The sequence below is a fragment of the Erythrobacter ramosus genome (assembly GCF_009828055.1).
GTDB classification, from domain to species: domain Bacteria; phylum Pseudomonadota; class Alphaproteobacteria; order Sphingomonadales; family Sphingomonadaceae; genus Erythrobacter; species Erythrobacter ramosus.
Genome location: NZ_WTYB01000002.1, coordinates 1,043,238 through 1,062,595, shown reverse-complemented (window position 1 = coordinate 1,062,595; position 19,358 = coordinate 1,043,238). Strand labels below are relative to the sequence as shown.

The 19,358-nt window shown below is 64.8% G+C and carries 16 protein-coding genes and 1 tRNA gene; 7 read left to right on the top strand and 10 right to left on the bottom strand.

Going from position 1 to position 19,358, the window contains the following annotated elements; genetic code table 11:
* Positions 1-12: 12 nt before the first annotated feature.
* On the bottom strand, positions 13-1,992 hold the full coding sequence (locus tag GRI59_RS11750; RefSeq protein WP_160761333.1) for an alkyl/aryl-sulfatase: 1,980 nt from the start codon (positions 1,990-1,992) through the stop codon (positions 13-15).
* A gap of 200 nt (positions 1,993-2,192) precedes the next feature.
* Between GRI59_RS11750 and GRI59_RS11745 the strand changes: the two genes are divergently transcribed.
* Together GRI59_RS11745 and GRI59_RS11740 are read left to right on the top strand one after the other, a co-directional pair.
* Entirely contained in the window at positions 2,193-3,356 is a 1,164-nt protein-coding gene (locus tag GRI59_RS11745; protein WP_160761332.1) for a hypothetical protein, read from the top strand.
* A gap of 12 nt (positions 3,357-3,368) precedes the next feature.
* Positions 3,369-3,734, top strand: coding sequence for an ArsR/SmtB family transcription factor (locus GRI59_RS11740; protein WP_160761331.1), 366 nt, complete (start codon positions 3,369-3,371; stop codon positions 3,732-3,734).
* A 26-nt stretch (positions 3,735-3,760) separates the two neighbouring features.
* Here the strand turns inward: GRI59_RS11740 and GRI59_RS11735 are convergent, their stop codons facing one another.
* The 3 genes from GRI59_RS11735 to GRI59_RS11725 all read right to left on the bottom strand — a co-directional run bounded on the left by GRI59_RS11735 (position 3,761) and on the right by GRI59_RS11725 (position 6,430).
* Positions 3,761-5,323 carry a SulP family inorganic anion transporter gene (locus GRI59_RS11735; protein ID WP_160761330.1) on the bottom strand — a complete coding sequence of 521 codons (1,563 nt, stop codon included), beginning with the start codon at positions 5,321-5,323 and terminating at the stop codon, positions 3,761-3,763.
* 62 nt (positions 5,324-5,385) lie between these two features.
* Positions 5,386-6,051 (bottom strand): carbonic anhydrase, encoded by a 666-nt coding sequence (locus tag GRI59_RS11730; RefSeq protein ID WP_160761329.1) that lies wholly within the window; start codon positions 6,049-6,051, stop codon positions 5,386-5,388.
* A gap of 13 nt (positions 6,052-6,064) precedes the next feature.
* Entirely contained in the window at positions 6,065-6,430 is a 366-nt protein-coding gene (locus tag GRI59_RS11725) for an ArsR/SmtB family transcription factor (protein WP_160761328.1), read from the bottom strand.
* A 241-nt stretch (positions 6,431-6,671) separates the two neighbouring features.
* Between GRI59_RS11725 and GRI59_RS11720 the strand changes: the two genes are divergently transcribed.
* The gene (locus tag GRI59_RS11720; protein WP_160761327.1) at positions 6,672-7,838 is read left to right on the top strand and encodes an acyl-CoA dehydrogenase family protein; all 1,167 of its coding nucleotides are present in this window, start codon (positions 6,672-6,674) and stop codon (positions 7,836-7,838) included.
* Positions 7,839-7,902: 64 nt separating this feature from the next.
* Here the strand turns inward: GRI59_RS11720 and GRI59_RS11715 are convergent, their stop codons facing one another.
* On the bottom strand, positions 7,903-11,235 hold the full coding sequence (locus GRI59_RS11715; RefSeq protein ID WP_160761326.1) for a TonB-dependent receptor domain-containing protein: 3,333 nt from the start codon (positions 11,233-11,235) through the stop codon (positions 7,903-7,905).
* Between the two features lie 393 nt (positions 11,236-11,628).
* Between GRI59_RS11715 and GRI59_RS11710 the strand changes: the two genes are divergently transcribed.
* The 3 genes from GRI59_RS11710 (at position 11,629) to trxB (ending at position 15,238) form a co-directional block, all read left to right on the top strand.
* Positions 11,629-13,287, top strand: a complete 1,659-nt coding sequence (locus GRI59_RS11710; RefSeq protein WP_160761325.1) for an acyl-CoA dehydrogenase family protein — start codon at positions 11,629-11,631, stop codon at positions 13,285-13,287.
* Positions 13,288-13,394: 107 nt separating this feature from the next.
* Positions 13,395-14,210, top strand: coding sequence for a tyrosine-protein phosphatase (locus GRI59_RS11705; protein ID WP_160761324.1), 816 nt, complete (start codon positions 13,395-13,397; stop codon positions 14,208-14,210).
* Between the two features lie 56 nt (positions 14,211-14,266).
* Positions 14,267-15,238, top strand: a complete 972-nt coding sequence (trxB, locus tag GRI59_RS11700) for a thioredoxin-disulfide reductase (protein ID WP_160761323.1) — start codon at positions 14,267-14,269, stop codon at positions 15,236-15,238.
* Between the two features lie 21 nt (positions 15,239-15,259).
* Here trxB and GRI59_RS11695 read toward each other — a convergent pair whose 3' ends face one another.
* Positions 15,260-15,706: an MAPEG family protein gene (locus GRI59_RS11695; RefSeq protein ID WP_183363599.1), complete on the bottom strand. Its 447-nt coding sequence runs from the start codon at positions 15,704-15,706 to the stop codon at positions 15,260-15,262.
* 11 nt (positions 15,707-15,717) lie between these two features.
* Positions 15,718-16,167, bottom strand: a complete 450-nt coding sequence (locus GRI59_RS11690; protein ID WP_160761322.1) for an MAPEG family protein — start codon at positions 16,165-16,167, stop codon at positions 15,718-15,720.
* A 127-nt stretch (positions 16,168-16,294) separates the two neighbouring features.
* Between GRI59_RS11690 and GRI59_RS11685 the strand changes: the two genes are divergently transcribed.
* The gene (locus GRI59_RS11685; protein ID WP_160761321.1) at positions 16,295-16,666 is read left to right on the top strand and encodes a tRNA-binding protein; all 372 of its coding nucleotides are present in this window, start codon (positions 16,295-16,297) and stop codon (positions 16,664-16,666) included.
* Here the strand turns inward: GRI59_RS11685 and GRI59_RS11680 are convergent.
* The 3 genes from GRI59_RS11680 to yghU all read right to left on the bottom strand — a co-directional run bounded on the left by GRI59_RS11680 (position 16,663) and on the right by yghU (position 19,190).
* On the bottom strand, positions 16,663-17,982 hold the full coding sequence (locus GRI59_RS11680; protein ID WP_160761320.1) for an MFS transporter: 1,320 nt from the start codon (positions 17,980-17,982) through the stop codon (positions 16,663-16,665). The genes GRI59_RS11685 and GRI59_RS11680 overlap by 4 nt on opposite strands.
* A 174-nt stretch (positions 17,983-18,156) precedes the next feature.
* Positions 18,157-18,231 (bottom strand) — tRNA-Gln (locus GRI59_RS11675).
* A gap of 86 nt (positions 18,232-18,317) precedes the next feature.
* Complete coding sequence (yghU, locus tag GRI59_RS11670; RefSeq protein ID WP_160761319.1) at positions 18,318-19,190, bottom strand: glutathione-dependent disulfide-bond oxidoreductase; 873 nt, start codon at positions 19,188-19,190, stop codon at positions 18,318-18,320.
* Positions 19,191-19,358: the final 168 nt, after the last annotated feature.

Genomic DNA, 19,358 nt, shown 5'->3' with positions numbered 1-19,358 from the left:
GTTGCCGGAATTTTACGGTGTGACGATATCGAAGCCCTGCGGCATTGGATCGAGCGCATCCACCAGCGCCTGCAACGCCGCCTGATCGCCCTCAATCGTCACGCCCTCCATTCCCGCCACCGCGCTGACCGGCATCCGCACGAACAACAGCGCCAGCATCGCGCGGCGCGGGCCGCGGAAGGTGACGTCGGCCTTGGCGGGCAGCGCGCCCATGCGGCCGATGATCGCCTGCTCGCCGACCTCCAGCATCGCGGTCTCCTTGCGATCAGAGAGGTCAATCGCAACCGTGAAGCCGCGTCGTCCGGGCCGCTCGGGCGCGAACAGGGTCGCGGCGGAATCGAGCAATTCCTGCGTCGAGATCGCGGCGATCATGTCGTTGCTCTGCGCCGCGCTCGCCTGCGGTCGACCACGCGTGAGATCGGATGCGGCTGAGAGGAACTGGTTGCGCCAGATCGCGCTCTCGGCCTGAAAGCCCTGCTGTTGGTAGCTGTTCGCCAGCATCGCCTTGGCCGCCGCATTGTCCGGCGCGGCAAAGACGAGGTTCTGGAGCAGGTCGGACGCCCAGCGATAATCGCCGCCTGCCATCGCGTTCTGCGCTAGCGCCAGCGTGCGGTCCGCGCCGCCCAGCGCCTCGATCAGCCGCTTGGCGCGTTCGACCGGCGGGTGGGCGTGGAGATTGGCTGGCACCGCATCGTACCAGCCGAGGTAGAATTGGTAGACCGCCTTGGCGTTGTGGCTGACCGTGCCATAGTAGCCGTGGGTCGACCATTCCGCCGCCAGCCCCGGCGGAGCCGCGTTCTCCAGCCCTTCGGCGATTTCGTGCATCGTCTCGCCGCGGTTCATCCGGCGCACGGTCTGATCGTGGAGCCAGCGGTAATTGTCACGCTGAGCGGAAAGCCATGCCGTCCCCGCCTCGCGCCCGAAGATCGGCCAGCAATGGCTCGAAATCACGGCATCGCTTTGCGGGGCATAGCGGGTGGCCGCCTCGTCGAGATACTGCGCCCAAGCCCGCGCATCGCGCACCTTCGCCCCGCGCGGGGTGAGGATGTTGTGGAAGGAGCAGGTCGCGATCTCGGCAGCGAGGAAGGTCTTTTCGGGCGCGATGAAGACGTTGAACTCGGCCGGCGCCTCAGTGCCCGAAACGATCTGGAATTCGAGCGCGACGCCGTCCACCACCCGCGTATCACCGGTCGCAGCGACGGTGTCGGTCGGCGGGATCAGCGAGAGCGTGCCTGCCGAAATCCCCATGCCGATGCCGCTGCCCATCTGCCCGATCGCGCCCGGTACGAGGCCAGTGCCGAACTGGAAGGCCGCCCGTCGCATCATCGCAGGTCCGGCCATAACGTTTTCGGAGGTGGCTTCCTCCATGAAGCCTTCAGGCGCGATCACGGGGACGCGGCCCGCCGTCACGTCCGCCGGATCGACCACGCCGCGCGCGCCGCCGAAGTGGTCTCCGTGGCTGTGCGAATAGATCATCGCGCTGACCGGCCGCTTGCCCAGCGTCGCGTTGACCAGCTCCATCGCCGCCTGCGCCGCTTCGACACTGGTGAGCGGGTCGATCACGATCCAGCCCGTCGCCCCCCGGATGATCGTCATGTTTGACACGTCGAAGCCGCGCACCTGCCATACGCCCGCCGCCACCTGATAGAGCCCGTGGTGCTTCAGATGGGTCATGTGCCGCCACAGGCTGGGGTTGACTGTGTCCGGGGCAGGGCCGGTGACAAAGGCATAGGCGGCAAGGTTCCAGACCGGCTTGCCCGCCGCATTGAGGATCACCGGATCGGTGCGGGTGGCGAGGAAGCCGCGTGTGGAAAACGCGGCGTCGCGCGTGCCTTCGGCAGGCAGGTTGGCAGCAACCTTGGCCTGCGCGGCGCGGGTCGCCTCGCTCGCGGTGGGCGACGGCGGCGTCTCCTGCGCGGCCAGCATCGGCGCGCATGGCAGCGCCATCAGCAGCGCGAGAGCCGCGCCTGTCCGCAATCCAGCAATGGTCATGATCGTAATTCCCCTCTTCTCCCGCGCCTGTGATGCCTGCGCAGGGCCAAGGTTTCAAGCCGCGCGCGCGATGCGCAGGCGCCTATCTTCAATCATTCATATTTTAGAACGTTTGCGAAGAAAGATTGAATTTTCCCGATTGGCGGCCGGCGGCTAACAGACACCCACTCTCCCTTCCGCACAGGCAAAGGATCCGCACCATGGACCAGAGTAGCCCGATCGCCGACAGCTTTGAGCCCGCCGCACCCGGCTCCGCGCGCGCGATTGGCGGGCCGACGCTGGCGCTGGTCACATCGCGGTTCCAGCTGGCCGAGCCTGCCGATCCCGCGCCCGAGGCTTGGCGCGAAGGCTTGGCGCAGCTGCTCGAATGGCTTGGGGTCGAAACCGAATTCCTCACGCCCGCCCGCCCGTCTGGGCGCTTGGCCCGGATGGCCGATTGGGCGGCGAGTGCGGGACAGTTGACAGCGCCTGCACCGGTGTTCGCGCCGTGGATCGGGTGGAGCCCGTCGGCTTTCCAGCACGGCGGCCTCGCCGGATTGCCGCAGGCGCAGTATGTCGCCAGCTACCTGATCGACCACGCTCGCGGTGCGCCCGCTGCGCGCGGCGGCACGGATATCATGTTGATGTCTCCGCACCCCGCTGTCTGCATCACCGAAGCGGCGGGCGACGTCCCCACGCCGCGCGCCGCCGTGCTGCGGACGATGATCCGGGCCGCCCGCGCCGAGGGCCGCGAGCGGGTTGCGATCATCTGCCACGCTCGCCAGCGCAATGTTGTCGCCCGGCACCTGTTGGCAGCGGGCAAGGGCCTGACGCGTGACGGCCTCGAGCTCGACATCCTCACCATCGAAGATGCGCTGGTGCCGCTGATGTCCGGCGCGATGCTGTGGGATGCGATCATCGCGATGCCCGATTTGCGCAGCACCGTCTTCACCCTCCTCGCCGAGACCAGCGGCGTACGCCGCGCCTGGCCGATGCTGTGGTTCGGGCGGGGCTTGCAATTGGTCACGTGCGAAACGCCGGGCGAAGGGGTGAGCCGACTGCCCCTCGATGCTCCGGCGCTGATCCATGCTCTGGCCCTGACCTTGCACGAAGCTGGGATGGGCCGTGCTGCGTGGCGGCTGCATGACGCTTGGGCGCGGCTGCGCGATAGCGGGGTGACAAGCATGGGCCGCGGCACGGATGCGCCCTATGTTTCGGCGGTCGCGGATGACGCGTTTCTCACCATGCTTTGCCGCGACGGGGCCGTTAGCAAGCGCCCGCAAATGCCGTGGCGCGCATTGAAAAATGCACAAATTGCAAATTCCGGGGGCCATTTACCGACATTGCGCGTTGTCGCTTCAACGTCGCCATTCCCTAACCTATGAAAGGTTTCCGACATGCCGAGCCGCAAGATTGTTGCAAACGAATTGGCGCATGTCCTGCGGCAGATCTCGCACCCTGATCGCATCCGGCTGTTGCTTAAGCTGCAAGCGGGCGACCAGACGGTGAACGAGTTGGGAGACCTGCTGGAAATCTCGCCGACCCGCGTTTCACAGCACCTGGGTGTGCTGCGCGCCATCGCGTTGGTGGAGACCGAAACCCACGGGCAGAAGCGTGTTTACCGCCTCGCCCAGCCTGAACTGGCGCTGTGGCTGATTGATGGGATCGACTTTGTCGCCCACCGTCTCAGCCGGGCGAGCGCGGTCGATATCGAGCAGGCGAAGATGCTGTGGCGGGCCGAAGCGGTCGAAACCGTGATCTGACGCCCGCCCCCGCTCCCGGCCGCCGATCAGGCGGCGGGGCGGATCATCAGGCCGGGGATTTCGGTCTTCTCTTCCGAGCGGCGGCCATACCGCTCCACCAGCTCGCTCCATTCGACCACCAACGATCCGCCGCCGGACTGGTGCAGCTTCTCCCACGACGACAGCATTTCAAGGCAAGCGTGGTCGATATAATCGAGCTTTTCGACATGGATGTGCACCTCTGACCCGAAGGGCGAGCTTTCGAGCGCCTGGCCCAGCTGCGGGATCGAGAAGAACGTCGCAGAACCCGTCATCCACAGGTCAACCCGGTTGGTCTGCGCATCATGCTCGCGCCGGATTTCGAGGTGCGAGAAGGTATAGACCAGCTTCAACGTCGCCAGCCCGAAGCCGAGGATCACGCCGGTCAGCAGGTCGATCGCGACCACGCCCACCAGTGTGGCAAAGTAGATCACCAGCTCCTGCCGGCCGAATTCGGCGATCTTGCGGATTTGGGCCACATTGACGAGCTTGTAGCCGGTGTAGACAAGGATCGCGGCCAGCACCGAGGTCGGGATGGCGTTGAGCACGAAGGGGAAGGCGGCAACCGCCAGCAGCAGCCATGCGCCGTGCATGATCGCCGAAATCCGCGTCGTCGCCCCTGCTTCGACATTGGCGGCCGAGCGCACGATCACGCCAGTCATGGGCAGCGCGCCGAACCCGCCGCAGATCATGTTGCCGATGCCCTGCGCGCGCAGTTCCTTGTCGTAATCGGTGCGCGTGCCGATGTGCATCTTGTCGACTGCGGTGGCGCACAGCAGCGTCTCGGCGCTGGCGACGAAGGCGAAGACGAGGCCAAGCGTCAGGATGTCGGGATTGGTGAACCCGGCCAGCGCTTCGGCGGTGGGGATGTTGAGGCCACTCGCCAGTGTGGCGGGCAGGTTCACCAGCGTGATCGGCAAGGCAAACACCATGGCGAAGGCGGTGCCGACGATGACGCCGAGCAGCGGTCCGGGGATCAGCGCCAAGGCCTTGGGCTTGAACTGGTTCCAGAGGATGATCGTGGCAATGGTGACAATCCCCGCCATCGCGGCGAGGTGGTGCACCGAGCCATCGACCGGGAAGACCTTGATCACCGCTTCAGGAATGGCGGCGATGTTGAGCAAGCCGTTCGCGCGCGGCGCGTCGTCGAGCATCACGTGGAGCTGCGAGGCAAAGATCAGCACGCCGATCCCGGCCAGCATCCCGTGGATCACCGATGGCGAAATCGCCCGGAACCATTGGCCCAGCTTGAACACCCCGGCGAGCAGTTGCAGCGCACCGGCGATCAGCCCGACCACGCCGAGCATCATCAGCCCGTGTTCCTGCACCAGTTGATAGACCAGCACCGCCATGCCCGCAGCCGGCCCGCTGACCTGCAAAGGCGATCCGGCAATGCTGCCGACCACCAATCCGCCGACAATCCCGGTGATCAGACCGAGCGCGGGCGGCGCGCCTGAGGCGATTGCGATCCCCATGCACAGCGGCAGGGCCACCAGAAACACCACGATCGAGGCGAGAAAATCGCGCCCCACCACAGCAGAGGTCAAACGGTCAGCGGCAGGCGCGTTCATAGCGGTGGCGTCCGAAACGAGAGTGAGCGGGGGAGCGAGGGGGCAGGGGCAGGGGTGCCCGATCAGCAGGCGTGCTTGCCGATCACGGTTTCGGCGATGTCCGCGGCATAGCGCTCCTCGACCGAAATCCAGGTCCCGGTCGTATCGTCATAGGCGGAGACTTCGCCGGTCTTGATGTCATAGACCCAGCCATGCAGCTGCACGGCCTTCTGCGCGAGCGCCACGGCGACCACGGGGTGGGTTTTCAAATGCTGCAATTGCAGGATGACGTTCTGTTCGAGCAGCATCCGCATTTTGCCATCAGCATCGAGGCCCGCGCCCAGTGCTTCGGTAATATCAACCGCGCCCTGCGAATAGCCCAGCCATTCGCGCACGTGGGGCAGGGTGGTCAGGGCCGCGCGGTTCATCGCCCCCTTCATCGCCCCGCATTCGGTATGGCCGCAGATCACGATGTGCGGGATCTTGAGCGCGCCGATGGCAAATTCGATCGAGGCGGTCATGCCGCCCGTCTGGTTGGTGTGCGGCGGCACGATGTTGCCCGCGTTGCGGCAGATGAACAGCTCACCCGGATCGGTCTGGGTCAGCATCGCGGTTTCGATCCGGCTGTCCGAGCAGGTGATGAACAGCGCTTCCGGGCTCTGACCGTTGCTGAGCTTTTCGAACAGCTCGGCCTTTTCCGGGAACACCTCGCGCTGGAACTTGACCACGCCTTGGGCGAAATGGGGCATCGGGGTATCCTTTTCAGTGAGTCGAGTTGGGGTCCGGCACGCCCCACAGGGCGAGGGCGGTGTCGATATGGTCGGCCTCTCCCAGCCGCTTGCGAATGTCGACGAAGGGAAGCGCGTCGAGAATCCAGTCGGCCAGATGGGCGTGAGCCAGGCGGTAGAAGTGCGAACGGCCATCGCGCCGTTCTTCAACAAGGCGGTGCGCGCGCAGCAGCGCAAGGTGCTGGGAGACGCGGGTGGCCGGCAGCTGAAGGGCAACAGCAAGGCTCGTCACGTCCTTTTCGCCGAGGCGGAGCTCTTCAATCAGGCGCAGACGATCGCAATGGGCGAGCAGTTTCAGCAGGTCTGCAAGTTCGCGCGACACGATCAGCCGACTGGGCATGGTAACCTCCAAAGCCTGCAAATTGTCGCAGACTTGCACCTATGCAGGTATGTGACTTTGTATAGTGCGTCAAGCGTGCCTGCTCTGGCGGCTGTCCAGCCGTGCTGACGCCGGGACCTGTGGCGCAACGTCGAGGCCGCGCCGAAAAATCGCCGTCCCCTCTCAATCCTGCGGATGACAGGGTGCGTATTGTGTGGTGTCAGGGGGCCAGCAGACACCCCAACATGCAGGGACAGAGGCAATGAATTTCGAGCTCAGTCACGAACACGCCATGCTGAAAGATCTGGTCGGCAAGTTCGTGCGCGATCAGCTGATGCCGTTCGAACAGGCGGTGATTGCCCGCGAAAACATCGGGCAGGGCACCTATCTGACGCCCGAGGAGACCGCGAAGGTCGACGCCGTCAGCCGCGAGCTGGGCCTGTGGGGCCTCGACGCGCCGGAGGAAGTCGGCGGCATGAACCTGCCGATGGTGGCGATGGTCGGCGTGAGCGAGGAGCTCGGCAAGACCGTCGTCCCCTATTACCTGCCGCCCGATTCGCCCAACCTGCGGATGCTGATGGTCGCCGCAGACGAGCGCCAGCGCGAGGCCTATCTCGAACCCTATGTGCGCGGCGAGACGATCAGCGCGATCGGCATTTCGGAACCCGGCGCCGGGGCCGATCCGCAGCGGATGATCACCACTGCGGTGCAGGATGGTGACGACTGGATCATCAACGGCCGCAAGATCTGGATCACCAAGGGGGCCGAGGCGCACTTCACCATCCTGATGGCGGTGACCGACAAAAACCCCAATGGCCGCAACGGCATGTCGGCGTTTCTGGTCGACAAGGGTACCCCCGGCTTCAACGTGCTGCGCAAGATCCCGATGATCGACGGCACGTCGACCTATGAAATCGCGCTCGACGATTGCCGGGTGCCGGGGTGGAAGCTGCTCGGCCAGCGGGGCCAGGGCTTTGCGCCGATGCAGGTGCGGCTGGGCACGCGGCGGATCGAGATGGCGTCCTGGTCGATCGGCATGGCGCAGCGCGCGCTCGACATGATGATCGACTACGCGCCGCAGCGCACCACTTTCGGCAAGCCGCTGTCGTCGCGCCAGACCGTGCAGAACTGGATCGCCGACGCCGCGACCAAGATCCACGCGATGCGGCTGATGACCTATGACTGCGCGTGGAAGATCGACGAGGGCCGCGACACCCGTAGCGAAATCTCGATGATCAAGAGCTTCTGCATCGAAAGCGCTTACGAGATCGTTGATCACGCGATGCAATTGTTCGGCGGCATGGGCATGACCCGCGAATTGCCGCTTTATCTGATGAGCAACAAGCTGCGCACCATGCGCATCTACGACGGCCCGAGCGAGATCCATAACTGGGTTGTCGCGCGCGGCTTGCTCGGCACTTACGAGTAGAATGCGAGAGGGGCGGGACGGCCCCCAAGCCGTCCCGCCCCCCTGCTGCTTACATCTTCAGGCCTCAGAACTTGCCGCGCAGGCCGACGTAGAAGAACCGGCCACGCACACCCGCCGGACGGACAAGGCTGCCGAGGTAGGGTTCGCGGTCGAAGGCGTTGTTGATCCCGCCGTAGAGGCTGAACTTGTCGGCGAAATCATAGCTCGCGAAGAAGTCGCTCACCAACGAATCCCCGGTGTCGCGCTGCGCCAGCGGCACGAAGGTGTTGTCGTCGGTGACCGTCACCTGACCACTTGCGCTGGCGACTTCGACCACCTGGATGTTGCTGATCCCGGGCGAAAGCTGGCTGCTTTCGAACCGGCCCGTCCAGCCGAGCGTGAAATCGTCCTTGTTCCAGGTGACGCCGAGGTTGGCGATCCATTCCGGGTTGCCAAACTCGCCGAGGTTGTCGTTGTCGATCGCTGCCGATTTGAGTGCAACGGCCTTGGCGACCGGATCAGTGATGCTCTCGAACTGCGCGCCGCCCGTCGCGTCGAAGATCTGGGTATCCTCGAGGAAGCGGGTGCCGGTCAACGCCAGAGCGATCGACCCGAGATCGGGGCCGAACGGCACGTCGAAGGTGTAGGTCGCGGCAAAGTCGATACCACGCACCGCGAGCGAGCCGAGGTTGACGTTACCCGCGGTGAAGTTCTCGATCAGCCCGTTGGTCGGGTTGCGGGTGATCTGCCGGCAGAACTGGTTGTCGGTGGTCGGAAGGTCCACACAGGCCGCCGCAATCTGCAAGCCAGTCAGCGAGCCGACCGCGCCCGTGATCTCGATGTCGTAGTAGTCCGCGATCACGCTGAGGCCGCTAAGCATCCCGCGCGGCTGCCACACGAAGCCGGCAGTGAAGGTCTTGGCCTCTTCTTCCTGCAGGTTCGGGTTGCCGCCCGTGGTGCCCGGACGGAAGGCCGAACCGAAGTTGGCGGGGTTGAAGCCGGCCGACACAAAGGTGAGGCAGTTGGCCGGACGGAATGACGTCCCCGAGTTGACGTTCGCAGCGGCGCAAGGGTCGGCCAGCAGGCCGATGGTTGCCGCGCGGACCGGGCCGTAAAGCTCGGCGAGGTTGGGCGCACGCACCGCGACCGAATAGGTGCCGCGGATGGTGAGCGTGTCGATCGGCTTGTACCGGCCGCCTGCCGTCCAGGCGAGGGTCTTGCCGATGGTGTTGTAATCCGAGTAGCGGATCGCGCCGTTCACTTCGAGCAGGTCGACGAACTTCATGTCGGCGAGCAGCGGTGCGCGCAGTTCGCCGAAGCCTTCATAGACTTCGATCGAAGGGTCTTGGAAGCGCGCATCGGGCGAGGGGCGTACCGGAGAGCCGCTCGACACCACGCCGCTGGTGATGCCGGGCGAGTTTTGCAGCGGCGAAGGCGTGAACAACGAGGTGTCCTTGCGATACTCGAAGCCTGCCGCGAAGCCGATCGGGCCGCCGGGCAGCTCGAAGAACTCCGCCGTGTCGCCTGCCAGCGAGCCGAGGATTTGCTGCTGGGTCAGAATGGTCGAGTTGGTGATATCGACAAAGGCAAAGTCAGCCCCGGCGCCGTTGATCGAATCCGGACCAAAGATGTTGATCGGTGCACAGACCCCGGTGCGCGGGGTGAAGCTGATCGCCCGGCCCGTGCCATCGGGGTTGCGCGGCGGACGGGGGAAGGGCGAGACGCCCGGCGCGGTCCCATCAAGCTCGCTGCGGCAGATGATGTCGCCTGCCTGCGCCGTCCCCGGATTGATCTGCACGTTCTGACCACCGCGGATGGCCGTGACGGTGCGGTTGTTGGCCCGGAAGCCGGCGAGGTTGCCAGCGTTCAGCGCGATCGCGTCGATCGCGTAGAAATAGCGGTCATCCAAACGGGTGTTGCTGAACACCGATTCCACCTCGGTACGGCCATAGTTATAGGAAAGTTCCCACTTCCAACCGAGCTTCTCGAATTCGCCGCGCAGACCCGCCACGAAGCGCAGCGTCGAACGCTCAGTCTCTTCCTGCGGCAGCACGTCGATATCCTGAATGTCGCGCGACACCACGATCCGCGGGCTCTGGCCGAGGCCCTGAAGCTGGCTGACCTGCGCCGCCAGCGCCTGCGGGATGAAGGGGTTGTCGAGCCGGATCGGAATGTCATCGTTGAACGGCGTGCCGGTGGCATCAACGCCATTGGTAAAGGCGTACTTGCCCTCGAAGAAGGCCTCGATCCCCGGAGTGATCTCGAAATCCGCCCCGGCGGAGAAGACCAACTGTTCCAGTTCGGGCAGGATCAGCTCGTTGACGTTTGCGCCGATCCCGTCGCCGCCCGATGCGCTGAAAGCATCGACGAATGTGCCCGGGTTGAAGGCGCGCAGCGTGGTGCCGTCAAACACCTGCGCAATCGGGATGTTGGTGCCCGGAAGGCGCGGCACAGTCCCGTTGGGCAAGATCCCGTTGACCGCATCGAAGGCACTGGCAAAGCCGTTGTCGATCGCGATGATCCCGAAGCGGCTCGAAACCGGTAGGGTGACGTTGGGATAGAAGGCCTGGCTGGGACGCTGGCCCGCGGGCAGGCCGAAGTCACCATCCTTGAGCCCGAGCTGGTTGAAGATCGCTTCATTGGCAAAGCCTAGGCCGAAAATCCCGGTGCCCGCAAAGCTGCGGTCGGAGGCGACCAGCGACTTCTGCTTGCTGTAATCGACCGAGAACACCGCGCTGCCGCGTCCGTCGGCGAATTCACCGCCGCCTGCGAGGCTGACCGAGTAGTTCTCGGCATCACCCTCGTCGGAAACGCCGCCCTGAACGTTGAATTCGAGCCCGTCGAAGTCGCGGCCCGAGCGCAAGGTGAAGTTGACGACGCCGCTGACCGCGTCAGCGCCGTAGACCGAAGACGCGCCGCCGGTCAGCACTTCGACGCTCTTGATGCGTCCCTGCGGGATCGCGCCGATGTCGACCGCAGCCGAACCGCCGGTGCCCGGCACGTGGCGGCGCCCGTCTTCAAGCACCAGCGTGCGAACCGATCCGAGCTGGCGCAGGTTCAACAGGCTGAGGCCAAGATCCGAACTGTCGCCCGCAGCCGCTTGGTTGACCGAGTCGGTGCCGGGCAGGGAGCCTTGCAGGGCGGGAATATTGCGCAGCTGCGTGGCCAGATCGGCCTGCCCGCTGAGCGCGATGCTTTCAGCGTCGATCACCGTGATCGGGCTGGTGGATTCGGTCGCCGCATTAACCGCGATGCGCGAACCGGTGACGACGATCTGTTCCGCGGGTTCGGCGGCAGGGTCTTCCTCTGCCACGCTGTCCTGCGCGCTGGCTTGCGCGGGCGCCAGACCGGCGACCAGCAGGGCCGCAGCGATGGCGGGAAGCGACGACGACTGGAGAGAGAGCTTCGTAATACGCATGATGTGTCCTCGCGTAGGTGTGACCGGGACAAGGCCTGCGATGCTACGTGGCATTGCAGTACCGTGCCGTCGTCGCCAGATGCGCCGCCCCGATACGAGGGTTAATCCCCCGTCGAGCGTGCCCTGTACGGTCCTTCCTGCGCGAGGTCGGTGGCCGGGCGTTGTCGCCCTTTGCCTGCCTACCCCAATTGCGTTGCGACGCGCGCCAGCGCCCCCGGCGTCGTCTCACTCGGTATTACGGTTGGGGGTTTCGGTGGTAAGTGGTCATTCTACGTATATGCGGGCGGCAGCAGCATTCGCGGGGCAAACTGTCACCCATCAGCAACATAGGTGAAATTCTGGCGCAATTTTGCGGGTTCGCTTGCGGGCGCCTGCTCTGCTAGCACGGCTGGCATGAGCGAATGGATGGCAGTGGCGCGCGCTTCCCTGATAGCGGCGCGCAAATATTCGGAATCTGTCCGGCTGGCTGTGGCGGGCGTGGTTGCGCCCCGCGGGACGGTCGATCCGGCGCTGCTGGCGCGCGAGCAGCACCGGGTCCACGGCTTTGCCTGGATCGCGGCGAGCATCGCGGCGCTGGAAGCCACGCTGGACTGGGCGGTGCGGGCCGAGGCTGCCGGGCGGTTCGGTGCGGCCGAGGAACTCGTGCTGCGGATCGGCTTTGGCGAATATCTCGCCCAGATCGCTTCCGGCTTGCCGATGAGCGCGAATGAGGTGGTGCGCCCGTCCGCATTCGGCACCGAGGCCGAAGCCCGCGCCTTCGCCGCGCATCCGGCCACCGCGCGGCTGCTGGCTGAGGGCAACTGCGCCGGAACCCGCGCCGCCTTGGCCGCGCTGCTGGCAGATGGCGTGCGGCCTGATGAATCCTTGGGTGACGATGCGCTCGATCAGGTGCGGGACCAGCTGCGCGCCTTCACCGCCAACGCGATTACGCCCCATGCGCACCAATGGCACTTGGCCGACGCGTTGATCCCCGATGCCGTGATCGCCGAGATGGCGGCGCTCGGCGTGTTCGGGGTGTGCATCCCGGAGGCGCACGGCGGGCTGGGGCTGGGCAAGCTGGCGATGGCGGTGGTCTCGGAAGAATTGTCGCGCGGATGGATTTGCGCCGGGAGCCTCGGCACGCGTTCGGAGATTGCAGGCGAACTGATCGCCGAGAACGGGACGCCCGAGCAGAAGGCGAAATATCTGCCCCGGATTGCCGATGGCTCCTGCCTGCCGACCGCGGTGTTCACCGAGCCCGATACCGGGAGCGACCTCGCAGCGGTGCGCACGCGCGGCGAGCGGCAGGGCGATGGTAGCTGGCAGGTGACCGGCGCGAAAACATGGATCACCCACGCCGCCCGCGCCGATTTGATGACTATGCTGGTGCGCACCAATCCCGCCGTGCCGGGCTATGCTGGGCTGTCGATGCTGCTCGCCGAGAAAACGCGCGGAACCGACGGCGCGCCCTTCCCCGATGCGGGGATCGAGGGGAGCGAGATCGAAGTGCTCGGCTACCGGGGCATGAAGGAATATGCGCTGGGGCTGGATGGCTTTGCGGTGGCGGCGGACGGTCTGCTCGGCGGGGCGGAGGGTCAGGGCTTCAAGCAGCTGATGCGCACCTTCGAAGGCGCCCGCATCCAGACCGCCGCCCGCGCGGTGGGCGTGGCGTGGAACGCGTTCGATCTGGCGCTGGATTACGCGCTGGGGAGGAAGCAGTTCGGACATGCGCTAACCGAGTTCCCGCGCGTCGCCGACAAGCTGGCGCTGATGGCGGCGGAAATCGTCATGGCCCGCGAGCTGACCTATGCCGCCGGCCGCGCCAAGGATTCCGGCGCGCGTTGCGATATCGAGGCTGGGATGGCGAAGCTGCTCGGCGCGCGGACGGCGTGGAGCGCGGCGGACAATGCAGTGCAGATCCACGGTGGCAATGGCTATGCGCTCGAATATCCGATCAGCCGGGTGCTGTGCGATGCGAGAATTCTCAATATCTTCGAAGGCGCCGCTGAGATTCAGGCGCAAGTGATCGGACGCGGGTTGCTGGCCGGGCAGAGGCAGGCGGCTGCGGCATAAGGCACGCGGTGCGCTATCGGCGGGCCGTATCCCAGTGGTTGCCCCGCTATCGGCGGGTTATGTCGCGGTATTGCCCCGGTTGTGTCGCACTGCCACTGTCGCCCGTGATGATCAGCGATTCTCTTGAAGCGGCGCCCAACAGCGCCCGCATCGGCCCCTTCTTTTTCACACAAGGTATTCATAATCTGAGAGATTATGGCGGCTACGCCATACCGGGCGGCGAACGGGTGCGGACCGGCGTGCTGTTCCGCTCGGGCCAGCACATGGAAGCGAGCGACGATGATCTGGTGCTGCTCCATGCGCTCGACATCCGTACCGTGATCGACCTGCGCGGGGTGAGCGAGCGGGAGGGATTTCCGTGCAGACGCCATCCGAACTTTGCGGCACAAGTCATTGCGCATGATGGAGAAACCAGTAATTCTCCTCCCCATGAAGGCGGGGGCGGGCAGGTGGTAATGACCCCGCAGAAGGCGCGCGAGCGGATGCTGGCGGTCTATACGCGGATGCCGGTCAATCCGGCGATGATCGCGATGTTCACGCGCTATTTCAATGCCTTGGATGAAAATGACGGTGGTAGCCTCGTCCATTGCTTTGCCGGGAAAGACCGCACCGGCATCGCGGCAAGCCTGCTGCTCCATGTCCTCGGCGTGCATCACGATGATATCGTGAGAGAATTTCTGCTCACCAATGATGCGCCGACCCGCGAGATCCTTGAACGCCAATCGCTCCCGCGGATGGAAGCGCATTACGGCGCGATCGAGCCTGAGGCGCTGCACAATCTGATGGGTGTTTTGCCTGAATATATCGACACTTACATCGCAGAAGTGACACGCGATCACGGATCGCTTGATGCCTATCTGGCGACAATATTAGGTGTGGATGAGGCAAGAAAACAGCGTCTCAGAGCCAAGCTGGTGGCGTGACAATCGCGTCCGAAATCCCCATATCGCTCCCCTGAAATCCACCAGAGGCACCCGTCATGGCGACCCACACCACCAAGATGCTCATCATCGGCTCCGGCCCGGCAGGCTACTCCGCCGCGATCTACGCCGCGCGCGCCATGCTGGAACCGATTGTCGTCCAAGGACTTCAGCCCGGCGGGCAGCTCACCATCACCACCGATGTCGAGAATTACCCCGGCTTCCGCGACGTAGTGCAGGGCCCTTGGCTGATGGAGGAAATGCGCGCTCAGGCCGAACACGTCGGCACGCGCATGATCTGGGACACGATCGTCTCGGTCGATCTCGACCACGGCTCGCCCTTCCGCGCCATCGGTGACAGCGGGGACGAATACATCGCCGATTGCCTCGTCATCTGCACTGGCGCGCAGGCCAAGTGGCTGGGTGCTCCGGGCGAGATGGAACTGGGCGGCAAGGGTGTTTCAGCCTGTGCGACCTGCGACGGGTTCTTCTACCGCGGCAAGCGCGTGGCGGTGATCGGCGGCGGTAATACCGCCGTGGAAGAGGCGCTCTACCTTACCAACCATTCGGACAACGTGACCCTGATCCACCGCCGTGATTCTTTGCGCGCCGAGAAGATCCTGCAGGAACGCCTCTTCGCCAATCCCAAGATCACGGTGCTGTGGAACAAGGGCGTCGACAGCTTCGAGGCCGGCGACAACGGAATGCTCCACCACCTCGCGCTGACCGATACGGTGACAGGCGAGGCCTCCACGCTGGAAGTCGACGGAGCCTTCGTCGCGATCGGCCACGCGCCGGCGACCTCGCTGTTTGTTGGCAAACTGCCGATGGATGAGAGCGGCTATCTGCTGACGGAACCCGGCACGCCCAAGACCGTCATCCCCGGCGTCTTTGCAGCGGGAGACGTGACTGATCATGTCTATCGTCAAGCGGTCACCGCCGCAGGCATGGGCTGCATGGCCGCATTGGATGGCGAGCGCTTCCTCGCCGCGCGCGCCCATGCGGTGCAAGAGGCGGTGGCGGCGGAGTAACTCGCCGCCCCGCTGTGCCGTTCAGCCGTGCAGGTGCAGATCGAACACGGGAATAATCGCGTGGAAGATCAACACCATCAGCGCAATGCTTGACAGCGCGAACAGCGCGAACCGCACGGCGACGCGGTTGACGGTCACCTGCACGATTGAGTGCGCGATCCGCAGCCCGACATAGGCCCAGGCGACCATAGTGTTGGGGCCGTCGCCCTGACCGATGATCGCGAGCACAATCGCTACTGCATAAAATAGCGTAGGAGCTTCGTGCAAGTGATTGTAATTGTCCGCTTTCCAGCTCACGTTATCGGGCAGTTGCGCCCGCAGGCTTGCGCCCGTCGAGCCGACCATCCCCTTGGCGTCGATGCCCGCTTTCAGCATTGCCGGTATGCGGGTGGCATACATCCACACCCACATCACCATCGTCCAAGCCAGCAGCACCACCACGGGCTGGAGAATGTCCATTCCGATCATCTAGTCTCTCCTTAAATGGGCAGTGCGGATGGGTCGGCGAACAAAGTCGCCATCGCTGCGCGGATCGCCAGCGTCAGCAGCGCCAAGCTTGAGACGAGGAACAGCAGGAAACGCACCGGCACCTTGTTCACCGTCGCCTGCCAGATCGAATGGACGATCCGCAGCGCAACATAGACCCACGCCAGCGTCACATCGATTGCGCCCGCTCCCATGATCGCGAGGATGACGACCGTGGGATAGAATACGGTCGGCTGCTCCATCAGGTGCGAATAATTATGCGCGGGCCAGTTGATGCGCGGCTCGACCGCACCTTCGAGGTCCTGCCCCCGGCCGCCGGGCCGCGCACCCAGATCGATCCCGGCCTTCTTTAGGGCGGGCAGGCGCACGCCCGCCATCCAGAACAGCATGATGAGCGACCACACCACCAACACGGCGGCGGGCGCGAGTATTTGCGCTTGCATGACTTCGATCCCCTTCGAGAGCCTCTCTCAGGCGCGCAGACTGCGAGAGCGGCGATTGATTGTCAAATGCAACCTATCATCCTGCGGCATTGGACATACCGAGTGCCCCTGCGCTAGCTTTCCGGCCATGCACATGGTCCACGATCCCGCCGCCCCGGCTGAGGCGCCCATCGCCTTTGACGACTTCCTCAATGTCGATATCCGCGTCGGCCGGATCATTCGAGTTGATCCCTTTCCCGAGGCGCGGAAACCGGCTTACAAGCTGACGATCGACTTTGGCTCCGGCGTAGGGATCAAGCGTTCCTCCGCCCAAGTATGCGGGCTCTATACGCCTGAGACGCTGGAGGGACGGATGATCGCCGCGGTGGTCAATTTCTCGCCGCGCCAGGTCGGGAAGTTCATGTCCGAGGTACTAACGCTCGGCTTTCCTGACACGGCGGGCAACGTGGTGCTGTTTGCGCCGGACACCGAAGTGCCGCTGGGCGCGCGGTTGTTCTAGGCGGGGTGCGCCGAGGCCTCCCGCAACGCTGCTGACAGTGCGCGGTACGATCCCGAGGCCATCGCCGCCAGTGTCAGCGCCATGCCTGCCACGCCCGTCAGGGTGAACACCAGCGCCATCCCGCGCTCCGGCCCGGTGCCGTACCAATGCCCCACCGCGGAAGCGCCCGCGCCGTCGGTCATGAAGGGGATCGCGAGGTACTGCGTCACCGGCCCGATCAGCACCGCCATCAGAGGCGCGGCAGAGTTCTCGACCGCTTGGGCAAAGCCGAACACCCGGCCCTGCCGCTCGAACGGGACGACCTGTTGCAGCGCGGTCTGCTCGGCAGCCTCGGCAAAAGGGCTGAGCGCCAGCCACAGCACGCAGCCGATCCCGAGCAGCAGGATCGAGGACTGCACCGAAAACAGCGCCGCCACGAGCCAAACGGCAAGGTTCACCAGCATCAGCGTGCGCAGCGGATTGGCGCCAAGCCCGGCCTTAGCGATGATCAACCCGCTAACGATAAAGGCCGACGAAGCCCCCGCCCAAAGCAGGCCCCACGCCTCGACGCTCATCAGCGACAGGCCGTAGGCATCCATCAGCGCCATGAAAACGCCGCCCAAGAGGTTGTTGAAGCAAGCAAACAGGATCAGCGCGCCAAGCCCTGGCACGGCCCGTATCACCGCGAGCGTGCCGGACAGGTCTACACGGCGCGGCGCGTCATCCTCGGCCCGGTCGGCGCGGGGTTCTGTCAGCCGGATCGTCAACATGTGGCCGAAAGCGAGCACCGTCGCCGCCAGTGCCAGCGCCAGCGTGCCGCGCATCCCGTCCCACGCGACCAGAAAGCCGCTGATCGCCGAGGTGATCAGGAAGCCGAGGCCCGATACCATGCCGACCAGCCCATTGGCCTTGTCGCGTCCCTCCGGCGGGATCAACGCCGTCACCAGCGTCGGCAGCGCGATCATCCTGAGGTTGCCCGCAATCACGCCGAGCATCGCGATGCCGGTGAACGCCCACAAGGGTGCGCTATCCACCTGCGACAGCGCGGCGGGCGGGGCGATCAGAACCACGCCGAGGGCGACGGCATAGAGCAAGAAGGACGCGATGCTCGATCCGAGCATCACCGTCCGCTTGGCGTGGTGATCGACCAGGCTGCCGAACCACGGGGCCAGCACCGCGCCCAGCACCAGATAGATGCCGCCGATCATCCCGGTGACGAACACCGAACGGGTCTCGAGAAACGCCCAGAACACCAGCGCGAACCACACCGTGAAATTGACGAGGTTCTGGACGAGGTTGTTGACGAGAATCAGATGGAAGACGCGAGGCTGCGACATGGTGGCGGATGTGGCACAAGGCGGCAGAGTGCGCGAGGGCTGCCCGACTGACGCGCGTCAAAGCTCGATCAGCGGCAAACGCGCGGCTCGGCGTTCCTTGCCGCACCATTCGCTTTGATTTCCGAAGGTTGAGGGTAGGGCAGGCGACCTATTGCGACAACCTGCAACTTCTGTTGGCTGGGGCGGAAGGATTCGAACCTTCGCATGCCGGTACCAAAAACCGGTGCCTTACCGCTTGGCTACGCCCCAGCAAGAGCCGCGCTCTATAGCGGCTGAAATGCATATGGGAAGGGGGCGGAGGCGCAGAATTTTGCGCCTCCGCCCCCGCCTGCGTCCTATTGCGGGGCGCTGGTCACCAACCGCTTGCCGACGAAGTCTGCGGGCGAGTGGCGTTCCCGCAATTGCGTGTCTTCATCGCCCCACACCTTGTTGACGATCCGCCCGCGCTGCACGCCGGGACGGGCACCGATCTCAGCGACCCAGCGCGCGACGTTCTTGTATTCGTCGATGCTGAGGAAGGACTTGGCATCGTTGTAGATCTGCCCTGCCACAAACGGCGCCAGCCAGGGGAAGTTGGCGATGTCAGCGAGAGTGTATTCGTCGCCCGCCAAGAAGCGGCTCTCGCCAAGACGTTTGTCGGCGACGTCGAAGATCCGCTTGGTTTCCATTGCATAGCGGTTGATCGGATATTCGTATTTCTCGGGCGCATAGGCGTAGAAATGGCCAAAGCCGCCCCCCATGAACGGGCCGCTGGCGACCTGCCAGAACACCCAGCTCAGCACCTCGGCGCGGGCCGCGGGATCGGTGGGGAGGAACATCCCGAATTTCTCGGCGAGGTGGACGATGATCGCGCCGCTTTCGAAGATGCGGAACGGCTCCGACCCGCTTTGGTCGAGCAGGGCAGGAATCTTGGAGTTGGGGTTCACGCCCACAAAGCCGCTCGTGAACTGCTCGCCATCGCCGATGTTGATCGTCCACGCGTCATATTCCGCGCCGGTGTGTCCGGCTTCGATCAGTTCCTCGAACATGATCGTCGCCTTCACTCCGTTGGGCGTGGCGAGCGAGTAGAGCTGGAAGGGGTTGGCGCCGACAGGCAGCGCCTTTTCCTCACGCGCGCCGGCGGTCGGGCGATTGATGTTGGCAAAGCGCCCGCCTGAGACAGTGTCGGCGCTCCAGACGGCGGGCGGGGTGTAGGTGGCATCGGCCATGATTGTAGCTCCGGTTGGGTCTGTCCTGACACTTGGCGGCTCGCCCGCCGCGGTGCAAGCACCGGGCGCGCATGGATCGGCTTTGGCGCAGGATAGCAGGACTTTTGCGGCGACCTGCTAGGAACGGCGGGGATTAGGCGCTAGAGGTCAAGGGCCAAGCACCCGGAG